This window comes from Pseudoalteromonas sp. G5_S1_14_S5 (genome assembly GCF_054968605.1).
On sequence record NZ_JBQKUM010000021.1, the window covers coordinates 25,407 to 39,871 of the forward strand.

General features: G+C 45.4%; 11 protein-coding genes. 8 read left to right on the plus strand and 3 right to left on the minus strand.

Annotation, left to right across the window (positions count from 1 at the left end; translation table 11 throughout):
* Positions 1 to 2: 2 nt before the first annotated feature.
* The 8 genes from infB (at position 3) to ACTRWI_RS08530 (ending at position 10,164) form a co-directional block, all read left to right on the plus strand.
* A complete protein-coding gene (gene infB / locus ACTRWI_RS08495) occupies positions 3 to 2,693 on the plus strand; it encodes a translation initiation factor IF-2 (RefSeq protein WP_063524478.1) in 2,691 nt (896 codons plus the stop codon).
* Between the two features lie 133 nt (positions 2,694 to 2,826).
* Positions 2,827 to 3,240, plus strand: a complete 414-nt coding sequence (rbfA, locus tag ACTRWI_RS08500; protein WP_004738271.1) for a 30S ribosome-binding factor RbfA — start codon at positions 2,827 to 2,829, stop codon at positions 3,238 to 3,240.
* The gene (gene truB, locus ACTRWI_RS08505; RefSeq protein ID WP_499130521.1) at positions 3,240 to 4,193 is read left to right on the plus strand and encodes a tRNA pseudouridine(55) synthase TruB; all 954 of its coding nucleotides are present in this window, start codon (positions 3,240 to 3,242) and stop codon (positions 4,191 to 4,193) included. The genes rbfA and truB overlap by 1 nt, the downstream gene beginning before the upstream one ends.
* 206 nt (positions 4,194 to 4,399) lie before the next feature.
* Complete coding sequence (gene rpsO / locus ACTRWI_RS08510) at positions 4,400 to 4,669, plus strand: 30S ribosomal protein S15 (RefSeq protein ID WP_004740633.1); 270 nt, start codon at positions 4,400 to 4,402, stop codon at positions 4,667 to 4,669.
* Between the two features lie 354 nt (positions 4,670 to 5,023).
* Positions 5,024 to 7,144, plus strand: coding sequence for a polyribonucleotide nucleotidyltransferase (gene pnp, locus ACTRWI_RS08515; RefSeq protein WP_499130523.1), 2,121 nt, complete (start codon positions 5,024 to 5,026; stop codon positions 7,142 to 7,144).
* 124 nt (positions 7,145 to 7,268) lie between these two features.
* Positions 7,269 to 8,177 (plus strand): lipoprotein NlpI, encoded by a 909-nt coding sequence (nlpI, locus tag ACTRWI_RS08520; protein WP_499130525.1) that lies wholly within the window; start codon positions 7,269 to 7,271, stop codon positions 8,175 to 8,177.
* 153 nt (positions 8,178 to 8,330) lie between these two features.
* The gene (locus ACTRWI_RS08525) at positions 8,331 to 8,738 is read left to right on the plus strand and encodes a MarR family winged helix-turn-helix transcriptional regulator (protein ID WP_499130526.1); all 408 of its coding nucleotides are present in this window, start codon (positions 8,331 to 8,333) and stop codon (positions 8,736 to 8,738) included.
* An 88-nt stretch (positions 8,739 to 8,826) separates the two neighbouring features.
* Entirely contained in the window at positions 8,827 to 10,164 is a 1,338-nt protein-coding gene (locus ACTRWI_RS08530) for an MATE family efflux transporter (protein ID WP_499130528.1), read from the plus strand.
* A gap of 85 nt (positions 10,165 to 10,249) precedes the next feature.
* Here the strand turns inward: ACTRWI_RS08530 and ACTRWI_RS08535 are convergent, their stop codons facing one another.
* The 3 genes from ACTRWI_RS08535 to ACTRWI_RS08545 all read right to left on the minus strand — a co-directional run bounded on the left by ACTRWI_RS08535 (position 10,250) and on the right by ACTRWI_RS08545 (position 14,385).
* On the minus strand, positions 10,250 to 11,128 hold the full coding sequence (locus ACTRWI_RS08535; RefSeq protein ID WP_499130529.1) for a U32 family peptidase: 879 nt from the start codon (positions 11,126 to 11,128) through the stop codon (positions 10,250 to 10,252).
* 18 nt (positions 11,129 to 11,146) lie between these two features.
* A complete protein-coding gene (gene ubiU / locus ACTRWI_RS08540) occupies positions 11,147 to 12,160 on the minus strand; it encodes a ubiquinone anaerobic biosynthesis protein UbiU (RefSeq protein WP_499130531.1) in 1,014 nt (337 codons plus the stop codon).
* A 185-nt stretch (positions 12,161 to 12,345) separates the two neighbouring features.
* The gene (locus ACTRWI_RS08545; RefSeq protein WP_499130533.1) at positions 12,346 to 14,385 is read right to left on the minus strand and encodes an EAL domain-containing protein; all 2,040 of its coding nucleotides are present in this window, start codon (positions 14,383 to 14,385) and stop codon (positions 12,346 to 12,348) included.
* Positions 14,386 to 14,465: the final 80 nt, after the last annotated feature.

Genomic DNA, 14,465 nt, shown 5'->3' on the forward strand with positions numbered 1-14,465 from the left:
GTATGACACAATTAACAGTTAAAGCACTGAGTGAAGAGATTGGTACGCCAGTTGACCGCTTAATTGAACAACTTGCTGATGCAGGCATGAAGAAATCAGGGTCGGATCAAGTAACTGATTCAGAGAAGCAAACATTGCTAACGCACCTTAAAAAGGAGCATGGCGATACTTCTGGTGAAGCTGAGCCGACTCGTTTAACTCTTCAACGCAAGACCCGCAGCACGCTAAGTGTTGCCGCTGGAGGCGGTAAGAGTAAGGATGTTCAAGTAGAGGTACGTAAAAAGCGTACTTACGTGAAGCGCAGCGCTATTGAAGATGAAGCAAAACGTGAAGCTGAGGAAGCAGCGAAGCGTGAAGCGGAAGAGAAAGCACGTAAAGAAGCTGAAGAGCTTGCGAAACGTGAAGCTGCAGAGAAAGCACAGCGCGAAGCTGATGAGAAAGCAAAACGTGAAGCGGATGCAAAACGTGAAGCTGAAGAAAAAGCTCAACGCGCCCAAGCTGAAAAGGCTAAAAAAGACATGAATTCAAAAAATGCAGACGCTAACGCACAAGCGAAAAAAGAAGCGGATGAACTAAAAGCTCGTCAAGAGCAAGAAGCACAGCGTAAAGCTGAAGCTGAAGCGGCGAAGCTAGTTGAAGAAGCTCGTAAACTAGCTGAAGAGAACGAAGCGCGCTGGTCTGAAGAAGAGCAGAAGAAGAAAGAACAAGAGAAGTCTGCGGACTACCACGTGACAACTTCTACTTACGCTCGTGAAGCTGAAGATGCAGCTGACCAGAAAGAAGAAAAAGCGCCTCGTCGTCGTAAAAAGAAAGCAGCTCCAGCTAACCAACCTGGCAACAACCGTGGTGGTCGTAACCAGCGTGGTCGTGGTGCTAAAGGTAAGCTTGCTAAACCAACTTCAATGCAGCAAGGCTTCGACAAGTCAGCAACTGTTGCTAAATCTGACGTTGCTATCGGCGAAACTATCGTTGTATCTGAACTGGCTAGCAAAATGTCAGTTAAAGCAACTGAAGTTATCAAAGTAATGATGAAGATGGGCGCTATGGCGACTATCAACCAAGTGATCGACCAAGAAACAGCACAACTTGTTGCTGAAGAAATGGGTCACAAGGTAATCCTACGTAAAGAAAACGAGCTTGAAGAAGCAGTACTAGCCGATCGTGATAACGATGCTATCGCTGAAGGTCGTGCTCCAGTTGTTACTATCATGGGTCACGTTGACCACGGTAAAACATCGACACTTGACTACATTCGTAAAGCACACGTTGCTTCTGGCGAAGCTGGCGGTATCACGCAGCACATCGGTGCTTACCACGTAGATACTGACAACGGCATGATCACTTTCCTTGATACTCCTGGACACGCGGCATTTACTGCAATGCGTGCTCGTGGTGCTCAAGCGACAGATATCGTTGTACTAGTTGTTGCAGCAGACGATGGCGTAATGCCACAAACAATCGAAGCGATCCAGCACGCGAAAGCGGCAGGTGTTCCTCTGATTGTTGCTGTGAACAAGATCGATAAAGAGGGTGCAAACCCAGACAACGTTAAGAATGAGCTAGCTCAATACGACGTAATCCCTGAAGAGTGGGGCGGTGAGAACATGTTTGTTCACATCTCTGCTAAACAGGGTACAAACATCGATGGCCTTCTAGAAGCAATCCTTCTTCAGTCTGAAGTTCTTGAACTGACTGCAGTTAAAGAAGGCATGGCATCTGGTGTTGTTGTTGAATCTCGTCTTGATAAAGGCCGCGGTCCAGTTGCAACAATCCTAGTTCAGTCTGGTACTCTAAACAAAGGCGACATCGTTCTTTGTGGTCAAGAGTACGGCCGTGTTCGTGCAATGCGCGATGAAAACGGTAAAGAAGTAGCGACAGCAGGTCCTTCTATCCCAGTAGAGATTCTAGGTCTTTCTGGTGTACCAGCTTCAGGTGATGAAGCAACAGTAGTACGTGATGAGCGTAAAGCTCGTGAAGTTGCGAACTACCGTCAAGGTAAATTCCGTGAAGTTAAACTAGCTCGTCAACAGAAAGCGAAACTAGAGAACATGTTCTCTAACATGGCTGCTGGTGAAGTTGCTGAACTGAACGTAGTACTAAAAGCTGACGTTCAAGGTTCTGTAGAAGCAATCGCTGACTCTCTACTGAAACTATCAACAGATGAAGTTAAAGTGAACATCGTAGGTTCTGGTGTTGGTGGTATTACTGAAACTGACGCAACACTTGCAGCAGCTTCTAACGCTATCATCCTTGGTTTCAACGTTCGTGCTGACGCAACTGCGCGTAACACGGTTCAGAATGAAAACCTAGATCTACGTTACTACTCAATCATTTACCAACTGATCGACGAAGTGAAACAGGCAATGGGCGGTATGCTTGCACCTGAATTCAAACAAGAGATCATTGGTCTTGCTGAAGTTCGTGACGTATTTAAGTCACCTAAACTTGGCGCGATCGCTGGTTCTATGGTTACTGAAGGCGTAATTAAGCGTAACAACCCAATCCGCGTACTGCGCGACAACGTTGTTATCTACGAAGGTGAACTAGAGTCACTTCGTCGCTTCAAAGATGACGTTCAAGAAGTTAAGAATGGTTACGAGTGTGGTATCGGCGTTAAGAACTACAACGACGTACGCGTTGGTGACCAGATCGAAGTATTCGAAATCGTTGAGGTTAAACGTACTCTCGACTAATCGTCTGTACGACTCGACATATTGACTAAGGTTACTAACATTACAAGTAAAGGTAAGAAGTAATCGGTTGTTGAATACACCATGGGGGGCTGGTAATTACCAAGCCCCCCATCTTTCTAAGTGAGAAAAGAAAATGTCAAAAGAATTTAGCCGCACACAACGTGTGTCTCAGCAGCTTCAAAAAGAGCTTGCTCTTATCCTACAACGTGAAGTTCGTGACTCACGTATCGGTATGGTAACGATCTCAGACGTAGAAGTGTCTCGTGACCTTGCGTACGCAAAAGTTTTCGTTACTTTCCTGTGTATTGGTGAGCAAACACCTGAATCATGCCTTGCTGCTCTTAAAGAGCATGAAGTGCCAATCCGTATGGCTCTAGGCAAGCGTATTCGTCACCGTCTAACACCTGAAGTACGTTTTACTTACGACAACACACTAGTAGAAGGCATGCGTATGTCTAACCTAGTAAGTGAAGTTCTGAATGACGACAAGCGTAAGCAAGAAGCAGCAGGCCGCACTGACGAAACTCAGTCTAAGGGCGAAGAGTAATGGCTCGCCGTCGTAAAGGTCGCCCTATTAACGGGGTAATTCTTTTAGATAAGCCAACTGGCATTTCATCTAATGATGCACTGCAAAAAGTAAAACGTATTTACTTTGCAGAGAAGGCGGGGCACACAGGTGCACTGGATCCTCTTGCGACTGGCATGCTGCCAATCTGTCTTGGTGAAGCAACGAAGTTCTCTCAGTTTCTTCTAGATTCTGATAAGCGCTACGTTGTGATTGCAAAGCTTGGTGAACGTACCAATACTTCGGACTCTGATGGTGAAGTGGTTGAAACTCGTGAAGTGAATGTGACTCAAGAGCAACTTGAACGTTGCATTGAAAGCTTCAAAGGTGAAACTGACCAAGTTCCGTCAATGTTCTCTGCATTGAAGTACCAAGGCAAGCCACTGTACGAGTACGCTCGTGCTGGTATCGAAGTGCCACGTGAATCACGTAAGATCACTGTCTACTCGATTGATCTGCTTCGCTTTGAAGGTGATGAAGTTGAGATGGAAGTGCACTGTTCGAAAGGCACTTACATCCGTACGATCACGGATGACCTTGGCGAAATGCTAGGTTGTGGTGCTCACGTAACCATGCTTCGTCGTACTGGTGTTGCGAAATACCCTTACGAGCGCATGGTGACGTTAGAGCAGCTCAACGAGATCTTAGAGCAAGCACAAGAGCAAGATATTGCACCTAAAGAGCTGCTTGATCCGCTACTAATGCCAATGGACACTGCCGTTGAAGATCTACCAGAAGTTAATTTGAATGCGGAGCTGACTGACCTAGTTCAGCACGGAATGCCTGTTCAAGTTTCTGGTGCCCCAACAGAAGGTACGGTTCGTATGACAAGCGGTGAAGAGAAGCTGTTTGTTGGTGTTGCCCAGATTGCTGACGATGGTCGAATCGCACCGAAACGTTTGGTTGTTTTCAGAGATGAAGAGCCACAAGCTTAACGCTGAACATAGCGTTTAGCCTTGAAAAGCGAATCAATAAAATAGAAAGCGAACGCTTAATTTAAGCGCTTCGCTTTTTTCGTTTCTAAGGCCATCGATTGTTATTGCACCAACAGGCAAACTTCCCTATAATCCTCGGCTCGCGTAGCGGCTGAATCAGAGATTGGCTGCTACAAATATTAAACTACTCTTATCAGGAGAGAATTATGTCTCTGAATGCAGAAACTAAAGCAGCAATCGTTGCAGAATACGCGCGCTCTGAAGGCGACACAGGTTCACCAGAAGTACAAGTAGCACTACTTACTGCTTCTATCAACCACCTACAAGGTCACTTCAAAGCGCATAAAGGCGATCACCACAGCCGTCGTGGTCTTCTACGTATGGTTTCTAGCCGTCGTAAGCTTCTTGACTACCTGAAAGGTAAAGACCTTTCTCGTTACCAAGACCTAATCAAGCGCCTAGGCCTACGTCGCTAATAGCGATGTCTGCAAAGACTGTTTGAAGAAAAAGGAGCATTTACTGCTCCTTTTTTTGTACCTGAAAGACAGAGTTTTAACTATTTCACGGAGCTTTTTCAGTTCGAAAATATCCCTGTATATAAAAATAGTTTATACTATGCCTCGCCTGTACAGCTAACTGTATAGGTATTATACGACCCAGAAATTACAGTCACAGATGTCGGCCAATAGGTCGCGACTATTCAAAGTGGATGTACGCTGTATTTTTCGATACAGCGAATCAATTCCGTCTGCTTCGACTAGTCGCGATTGGTGATTTTTGGGTTTCAACTTACTGACTCTAAAGAACAATCTTTAGATAAAGGAAATACAATGTTTGATAAACCAGTTGTAAAAACGTTTCAGTACGGTAACCACACAGTTACTCTAGAAACTGGCGTTATTGCTCGTCAAGCTACTGCAGCAGTTATGGTAACAATGGACGATACTTCAGTATTCGTATCTGTTGTTGGTAAAAAAGAAGCGGTACAAGGTCAAGACTTTTTCCCTCTAACGGTTAACTACCAAGAGCGTACATACGCTGCTGGTAAAATTCCAGGTGGCTTCTTCAAGCGAGAAGGTCGTCCATCAGAAGGCGAAACCTTAACGGCTCGTCTAATCGACCGTCCAATTCGTCCTCTTTTCCCAGATGCATTCAAGAACGAAGTTCAAGTTATCGCTACAGTTATGTCTGTAAACCCAGACGTTCAGCCTGACATGGTAACAATGATCGGTACTTCTGCAGCACTTGCTATCTCTGGTATCCCGTTCAACGGTCCTATCGGTGCAGCACGTGTTGGTCACATCGACGGTCAACTAGTACTTAACCCAAGCAACACTGAGCTAGAAACGTCTAAGCTTGACCTTGTTGTTTCTGGTACTGCTGGTGCGGTTCTAATGGTTGAATCTGAAGCAGACAACCTAACAGAAGAAGAAATGCTATCAGCGGTAGTATTTGGTCACGATCAACAACAAGTTGTTATCAACGCGATCAACGAATTCGCAGCTGAAGTTGCTACTCCTGCATGGGATTGGGTTGCTCCAGAAGAGAACACTGCGCTTAACACTCGCATAGCTGAACTTGCAGAAGCTAAGCTAGTTGAAGCGTACCAAATCACAGAGAAAATGACTCGTTACGACCGTATTCACGAGATCGCGGCTGAGGTTAACGAAGTACTAGTATCTGAAGACGAAGAAGTGAACCTAAAAGAAGTTCACTCTATCTTCCACGACCTAGAGAAAACTGTTGTACGTCGCAGCATCATCGCTGGTAACCCACGTATCGATGGCCGTGAAAAAGACATGGTTCGTGCACTAGACGTTCGCACTGGCGTTCTTCCACGTACTCACGGTTCTTCTCTATTCACCCGTGGTGAAACTCAAGCTATCGTTACTGCTACGCTTGGTACACAACGTGACGCTCAAATCATCGATGAGCTGACAGGCGAGCGTAAAGACAACTTCCTACTACACTACAACTTCCCTCCATACTGTGTTGGCGAAACTGGTTTTGTAGGTTCTCCTAAGCGTCGTGAAATCGGCCACGGTAAACTAGCTAAGCGTGGTATCGCTGCAGTAATGCCTTCTGTTGATGAATTCCCATACACAGTTCGTGTTGTATCGGAAATCACTGAATCTAACGGTTCTTCTTCAATGGCTTCTGTATGTGGTACTTCTCTAGCACTTATGGATGCTGGTGTTCCAATCAAGTCTTCTGTTGCGGGTATCGCAATGGGTCTTGTTAAAGAAGGCGACGACTTCGTAGTTCTTTCTGACATCCTTGGTGACGAAGACCACCTAGGTGACATGGACTTTAAAGTAGCAGGTACTAACGACGGTATCACTGCACTTCAAATGGACATCAAGATCGAAGGTATCACTAAAGAGATCATGCAAATTGCTCTTAACCAAGCGCAAGGTGCACGTAAGCACATCCTTTCTGTAATGGATGAAGCTATCTCTGGTGCTCGCGAAGAGATCTCTGAATTCGCTCCACGTATCCACACAATGAAAATCAGCTCTGATAAGATCAAAGATGTTATCGGTAAAGGCGGCGCAGTTATCCGTGCTCTTTGTGAAGAAACTGGTACTACAATCGAAATCGAAGATGACGGCACAATCAAGATTGCTGCTACTGAAGGCGCAGCTGCGAAAGAAGCTATCCGTCGTATCGAAGAGATCACAGCTGAAGTTGAAGTTGGCCGCATTTACCAAGGTAAAGTTGCTCGTCTTGCTGACTTCGGTGCATTCGTAACTATCCTTCCAGGTAAAGATGGTCTAGTACACATCTCTCAAATCGCTGACAAGCGCGTTGAGAAAGTATCTGACTACCTAACTGAAGGTCAAGAAGTGCCTGTTAAGGTTCTTGAGATTGACCGTCAAGGCCGTGTACGTCTAAGCATGAAAGAAGCTGTTGAAACGCCAGCTGAAGGCGAAGCACCTGCTGCTGAGTAATTCTCAGCGCGTCGATAGTAATATCGCTTTTTAGTGATTTTTAACCTATCGTCAACAAAGCATGTTATAAAGGGGAGCATATCGCTCCCCTTTTTAATTGCGGTCATAACAGGAGTAATTATTTGTGAAATGGTTTCAAACCGCGAGTATGTGTTTACTACTTGTACTAACTGGTTGTGCAACAACATCAGATAACGCCTCAAGTTGGGTTTACCCGCCAATGGCTGTGCCACTGCAACCGAGCGTTCAGCAAGAAGTTCAGATTGCACGTTTGAGTCAGCTACTGCAGCGCCCAGATCTGAATGATGAAGTTAGAGCTAAGATGCTGTTTGAACGTGGTAACTACTACGACAGTGTCGGCCTGAGGGATTTAGCGCGTTTAGACTTTAATCAATCTCTTTCATTGAACCCAGCTCAGCCTGATATCTTCAACCTTTTGGGTGTCTACTTCACGCAAGTGGGGGAGTTTGATGCGGCTTACGAATCTTTCGATTCTACTCTCGAGCTTGATCCTGCGAATTCATATGCAGAGAGAAATCGCGCTATCGCACTCTATTATGGTGAGCGTTACGACTTAGCCAATGAAGAAATGATGAAGCACTATGCCGATGATCCGAGTGATCCATTTCGCGCGCTTTGGTTATACATCATTCAGCATGAGCTAACGCCTGAACAAGCCAAGCTTGACCTGCAAAAACGTTATGAGAATCATGACGAGCAGTGGGGCTGGGTATTGGTCGCTATCATGCTCGATGACATCACTGAAGAGCAGGCATTCAAAGCTATCTTAACGGGTACTCGTGATAACACGTTGCTGGCACAGAGATTAACAGAGACATATTTCTATCTAGCTAAGCGTTACCACATGAACGGTGACTACGCGAATGCGATCTCTTTGTATAAGTTGTCGGTCTCTTTTAACGTATTTGAATACGTAGAGCATCGTTACTCTTTCTTAGAGTTGAGCCGTATTTTCACAACGCTAAAAGCAGAGCACCTCGCTCAAGCAGAGCAAGAAGCTGATGTTCGCTAAATAAATTATTTTTACTACTAAAGCCGCTGCCAGTCAGCGGCTTTTTTGTACCTACTTTTTATGATCTTTGCCTCGTTTTGGATTGCTTTTTATTCAAACAGGATTAAAATAGTTAGTCTTGCTAACTAAATGCTATTCTTTGATTGGGTGAGTATGCTAAACCAGAATTTAGAGAAGATAGAACGCTTCGCCTCGAAAGTATGGCGAACACAGGTAAATGAAGACCCTATCTGCCAGTTGAGCTTCAATGAATATGACTATTTGAAGGTGATTCAGGCGTCTCCTGAGCCGATTCGATTGACCGACCTTGCTATTGAAATGCAGGTGACTAAGCCTTCAGCGACGACTATGGTGCAAAGGCTTGAGAAAAAAGGCCTTGTGGAGCGTAAAGCGTCACTGGAAGACGCGAGATCTAAACTCGTGGCACTAACCCACAAAGCAGAGTTAGGTTTAGAGGAAGAGAGCAAGATCTATCAGGTGATGGCACAAATACTGGAAAGCCGTTTGTCTGAGCAAGAATCCAAGCAACTGAACCAGTTACTAGATAAAGCGTTGAAGTGATTAATTTAGATATTTAGTTAGCCTTGTTAACTAATTTATCGAGTCATATCCTACTGATATTTGACTCACAATGAAAGTAGAGTAAGAAATGAGTAACTCAATTAGTCGCCAATTTTGGCGATACACAATCCCAACGGTAGCGGCGATGCTGGTTAATGGCCTCTACCAAGTGGTGGATGGCATCTTTATTGGTCGTTATGTTGGCGCTGATGGACTGGCGGGTATCAACGTCGCGTGGCCGGTGATCGGTTCGATTCTTGGTCTAGGTATGCTGGTGGGTGTCGGTACTGGAGCGCTGGTATCGATTCGCCAAGGTGAAAAAGACACCCAAGGTGCTAAGCAGATCTTAGCTACGGGTTTGACCTTGTTGTTAGCCATAACACCAATTGTCTCTGTCTTGCTGTACCTGTTTGCCGATAACTTTTTGCTTTGGCAGGGCGCAGAAGGGCGAGTGTATGAACTTGGTTTGCAGTATTTGCACATATTGATTGGCGCTAGTGTATTTACCTTGGGTTCCATCGCGATGCCGTTTCTACTGCGTAACGACGACAGCCCGAATTTAGCGACTATCCTGATGATTATTGGTGCGGTCATTAATATCGTTCTGGATTACCTGCTTATTGCTCTATTTGGATGGGAGTTGATGGGCGCGGCATTAGCTACAGCGATTGCTCAGTTTGTGGTAACGGTTTTAGGGCTCGCTTACTTCTTCTCACGACGTGCAAACCTGCGTTTACGTTGGAGTGAGTTGAGATTGAAGCTTGCAGTAATTCCACAGATTTTCGCGATTGGTACATCAAGCTTCTTTATGTACGCTTATGGCTCAATAATGGTGGCATTGCACAACGCTTTGTTCTCTCAATATGGCGACCAGTTGATGATTGGCGCTTACGCTATTTTGGGCTACATCGTGACGGTTTATTACCTAACTGCGGAAGGTATCGCTAACGGTATGCAACCACTGGTGAGCTACAACCATGGTGCACGTAACCAAGCGAATATTCGCAAGTTGCTTAAGATTGCGATGTCGAGTTCTGTCTTGATTGGTGTTGCATTTGTGTTGCTATTGAACGTATTCCCACGTGAGTTTGTGTCAGTGTTTAACTCGGACGAACCTCAGCTAGTTGAGTACACCGTATTGGGTATTCGACTGCACATGTTCGCATTGGCGCTTGATGGCTTCTTAGTGGTTGCGGGTGCTTACTACCAGGCGCTGAACAAAGGTAGTAAGGCTATGTTCGTGACGGTAGGTAACATGCTTATTCAACTGCCGTTCCTGTACATTATGCCTAAGCTATATGGCGTGCCGGGGATCTGGATTGCGTATCCACTGTCTAATATCGCGTTGAGCGCAGTGGTGATGGTGATGCTCTACAAAGACGTAAAGAAGCTCGACGTCTCGCCGATGGAAACCGCAACGGCATAGGTCGATTTTCTTGAGACAAATTAAAAGGTCTAGCATGTGCTAGACCTTTTTCGTTTTGAAAATCGCTTCGTTTTGAAACTAGTATTTAGATGTTCTTAACGTCTAAACCTGCAAGCTGATGCCAGTAGCCATTACACTGGCGGCCCTCAATCTTCATTGGGTTTTGACCCTGTTCGTTGGATCTGAAGTTATTGATTTCAGAGAAGGTATCAACACCAAGTGGGCTTAAACGAACCACATCCACTAAGTCATGCATGTTTGGTAAGTCATTCACCAAGTTGTAGCAGTAGCCTGATTGAGTCTGGATGCCGTTAAGGTTGAAGACAGACTGCCCCTCTTGGCTCTCGACTTGAAGGCCTGTTGGATACTTGATACAGCAGGTCTCACAATCGTCTTTGGCTTTGTTCTCTGCACGAGCCGTAAAGCAGCGAGCTGAGTACGCTAGTGGCAAGTAGCCGTGGCTAAACACTTCAACTTCAAACTTTTTGCGGATGTTGAGCTCGTCACACTGTGTCATTACATTGCTCAGCCATTCACGAGAAAGCTCTACCGGCATACACCAACGCGTCATACCTTGCTTTAAGAATAAGTTCAGTGTGCGTGCGTTGTAGGTGTTTACTGCTGGACCGACTACGAATGGTACTTTGTTTTCGCTTGCCAGTTGAATGGCAGATACATCGTTTGCTTCAATGGCAAAGTCACCGTTATCAATGTACTTTTTCATAATGTTGACTTCGCTAGGCGCTTCGAGCAATGCCATAGTCGACAGTACTACCTGCTTACCTGATGCAGACAGCTCTTTAGCAATGTCCATCCAGTATTTTGCTTTCATCTCGCGACGCTTTGAACATACTGCTTCACCTAGGTAGATGATATCTGCTGAGCTTGACTTTGCTTGCTCATAGAAGCTTTCAACGTCTTGTTTTGGCCAAAAATAAAGTAGAGGGCCTAATGCGTATTTCATTGAGTTCTCCAGTTGGCTCTATTGCCACTTACGGTGATAAGCGCCAAGCGTGGTTTGTGTACCTTCAGATACTTTCGCCAGTGTCGCATTCCAAGCTTGTTCTACTTGGTACTGTTCAGGGTTTGCTAAGTAGCGGTCGATGGCAGCACGCCAAGTTCGAGTCACTTGTTCTACATAAGCAGGGCTACGTTGACGACCTTCAATCTTCACCGACGCGACATTAGCCGCGAATAATTCAGGCAGCATGGATAGCGTGTTAAGGCTCGTTGGCTCTTCGAGTGCATGATAACGCTTACGTTCACCATCGATATCTGCTTCAAAGCGGCCTTTACATAACGTTGGGTAGCCTGCGTTTTCACCTGCCACGTACTTATCGATAAGGATCTCATTCAAACGAGATTCTAGGCCGGTTTCTGTCTCTTGCCAGCGAACGTATTTCGCCGGAGAACAAGCGCCAACCGTATTCGGTGATTCACCTGTCATGTATGAAGATAGATAGCAACGACCTTCAGCCATGATACATAAACTACCGAAAGCGAATACTTCGAGATCAACGTCAGAAGTGATGTTGCGAGAAAGCTGTTTGACCTGACGAATCGATAATACGCGCGGCAGTACAACACGTTTTACGTTGAAGTTCTTGTGGTAGAAGTCGATCGCAGCAGCATTGGTTGCAGAAGCTTGAACTGATAGGTGAAGTTCTAGGTCTGGATATTTGTTTGCGGCGTATTCAAGAACAGCGATGTCAGCGATGATCAGTGCATCAACACCCAGAGCCGCTGCGTTGTCCACGGCGTTAGTCCAACGTTTGAAGCCATTTGGGTGAGCAAACGTATTTAAAGCAACATGAATTTTCTTGTTGTGGTCATGTACATACTGCACAGCACGATCGAGCTTTTTACCCGCAAAGTTAAGGCCTGCAAAGTGTCGGGCATTGGTATCGTCTTTGAATCCGATATAAACAGCATCCGCTCCGCAATCAATGGCGGTTTTCAAAGCAGGTAAGTTACCCGCTGGGCATAAGAGTTCCATTTGCTTACTACCAGTAGAATTAAGTTGAAGCGGGTATTTTATGAAGAATGATGAATGACAGAATTGATGTAAGGCAGGTTTAGATGGATAAATCTGCTTTTACTCCGTTACTCCGTTTGAGGTTCTGACGAGTGGTGATTTGTGTGTCGTTTTTCTGAAAAGAGGAGAGGGCTTGAATCGTGTAATTAGTTTTTATGACGACGGTTTTGTGCGAACAACTCTTCCACATCTTGTTTTGGCTGCGGACGATAGAAGTGGAAGCCTTGAATCGAGCTGCAGTTGAGGTTCGACAGGAGCGTCGCTTGCTCACTGGTCTCGACACCTTCTGCAACCACGGTTAAATCGAGGGATTTACCAAGGTTGATGATGTTTTCAATCACGGTGATCTGTTTTGGAAGGGTATCGATATCCGAGATGAAAGCACGGTCTATTTTAAGCTCATCTATTGGGAAGCGAGCTAGGTAAGACAGAGAAGAGTAACCAGTACCAAAATCATCGATGGAGAGAGCAAAGCCGAGCTTTTTAATCGCGTTAAGCATTTGTACGGTGTGTTCACTGTCACTCATCACAGCGCTTTCAGTGAGCTCAAAGGTAATCACACTTGGGTCTAGCTCAGTCGAGCGTAGTAGTTTCTCCATATAATCAATCAGTTTAGGGTTGCCAAACTGTTCTGGAGAAAGGTTGATTGCCACACGACCTGGCAGGATCCCTTGCATCTTCCAACGCTTCACTGTTGCAAATACTTCGCGCATGACCACACGGCCAAGTTGTTCGATAAGACCAGCACGCTCTGCGACAGGGATAAATACAGCAGGACTAATATAGCCTTCAACAGGGTGCTTCCAACGGACCAGGGCTTCTGCACCGTTGATGGTAAAATCACGTGCATTCACCTTTGGTTGATACCAAACCTCAAGCCCATTCTGCTGAAGTGCTTTTTGCAGTTCGATCTCAAGCCACAGTCGCATACGCGCTTCTTTGTTCATCTGCTCGTTGAACTTAATTAAGCGGTTACGGCCGCGATCTTTGGCTTCGTACATCGCGGTATCGGCATTTTGCAGCAAGATACGCGCATCGATGCCGTCTTGAGGAAAGCGCACGCTACCAATCGAACAAGCTAGACGCTTACTAAAATGGTGAAGATCAAAGGGCTGATTGATCAGCGAAATGATCTTTTCTGCCAGTGTTTCTGCGGTTCTTGGATGCTCAGGCTCTGGCAGAATGATACCAAATTCGTCGCCTCCCAGATGCCCAATCACAGATTGGCGTGGCAGCAGGCGTTTAAGTCGCGAAGCTACTTCCTTAATCACTTTATCACCGATGTGATGCCCTAGTGAATCATTGATATTTTTAAAGTTATCAATATCTAAGTACATCATGACAACTGGAGTGTCATTGTGAATGAACTGTTCCAGACGCTTAGTAAAACCCACTCTATTGTTTAGTTTGGTGAGTGAATCTATGTAGGCATCTTCACAGTTGCTGGGTGTATATTGTTTAGTGGTCTCTTGAGCGTCTTGAATGAGCACAAGCTGAGTGCTACTGCCAAGAATCGCAGTCGAGTCTATGTTGAGTTGAACCTTACGTTCAAAGCCGCAACGAGCTCCTGTTAAGCAAACCAATCCAGACTCAGAAATAATAGAGCTGAGACTATTATTAAAGACCGTTTTGGTTTGTTCATCGATAAACAAGCGTCCTAATTCTTCACCAATAAGTTCAGTAGGAGTGTTAAAACCGAGCAAGCGCGCAGCCGATGGGTTAGACGACAAGATACAGTCGTTTTCAACCAGTAGTAGCCCGTCGGGTAGTAGCTGAGAGAGCTTATGAAACTTGGCTTCAGATTCTTCTAAAGAACGGACGAGTACTTGATTTTCTGATGTATCGAAAGCGTGGAAGACGATGTAATCGGTATTCTTGCCATTGGTAAGCGGGGACAAACTGAAGTGGAGGCTAGTGTCGAGGTCATTTTCATTAAGGGTGACTTCGGCTTCAATGGTCTCGCCGTTGAATGCTCGTTCGTAGTAAGGTTTTAGATGTTGGTAGAATTGTTCGCCTAAGGTTTGGCGGTCGTTCATGCCGGCAAGCTCAGTTTGGCTTAAACCAGCAATATCGCAATAACGCTCATTCACCATAAAGTAGTTATGTTGAGCATCAAGCACTGCAAAAAAGAACGGGCTGTTTGCAGTTAGCTGAGTAAACCAATGTTGTAGTTGCTGGGGAGGCATCAAAGTACTACCAATTCTCCAAGAGCTTGAATATTCACAATCGATAAATATTTATTTTGTGTGGTTGTCGATATTTACCT

Bases quoted from the DNA above. Each gene is read 5' to 3' on its own strand.
- infB (WP_063524478.1), top strand. From the start codon at position 3: ATGACACAATTAACAGTTAAAGCACTGAGTGAAGAGATTGGTACGCCA.
- rbfA (WP_004738271.1), top strand. From the start codon at position 2,827: ATGTCAAAAGAATTTAGCCGCACACAACGTGTGTCTCAGCAGCTTCAA.
- truB (WP_499130521.1), top strand. From the start codon at position 3,240: ATGGCTCGCCGTCGTAAAGGTCGCCCTATTAACGGGGTAATTCTTTTA.
- rpsO (WP_004740633.1), top strand. From the start codon at position 4,400: ATGTCTCTGAATGCAGAAACTAAAGCAGCAATCGTTGCAGAATACGCG.
- pnp (WP_499130523.1), top strand. From the start codon at position 5,024: ATGTTTGATAAACCAGTTGTAAAAACGTTTCAGTACGGTAACCACACA.
- ACTRWI_RS08525 (WP_499130526.1), top strand. From the start codon at position 8,331: ATGCTAAACCAGAATTTAGAGAAGATAGAACGCTTCGCCTCGAAAGTA.
- ACTRWI_RS08530 (WP_499130528.1), top strand. From the start codon at position 8,827: ATGAGTAACTCAATTAGTCGCCAATTTTGGCGATACACAATCCCAACG.
- ACTRWI_RS08535 (WP_499130529.1), bottom strand. From the start codon at position 11,128: ATGAAATACGCATTAGGCCCTCTACTTTATTTTTGGCCAAAACAAGAC.
- ubiU (WP_499130531.1), bottom strand. From the start codon at position 12,160: ATGGAACTCTTATGCCCAGCGGGTAACTTACCTGCTTTGAAAACCGCC.
- ACTRWI_RS08545 (WP_499130533.1), bottom strand. From the start codon at position 14,385: ATGCCTCCCCAGCAACTACAACATTGGTTTACTCAGCTAACTGCAAAC.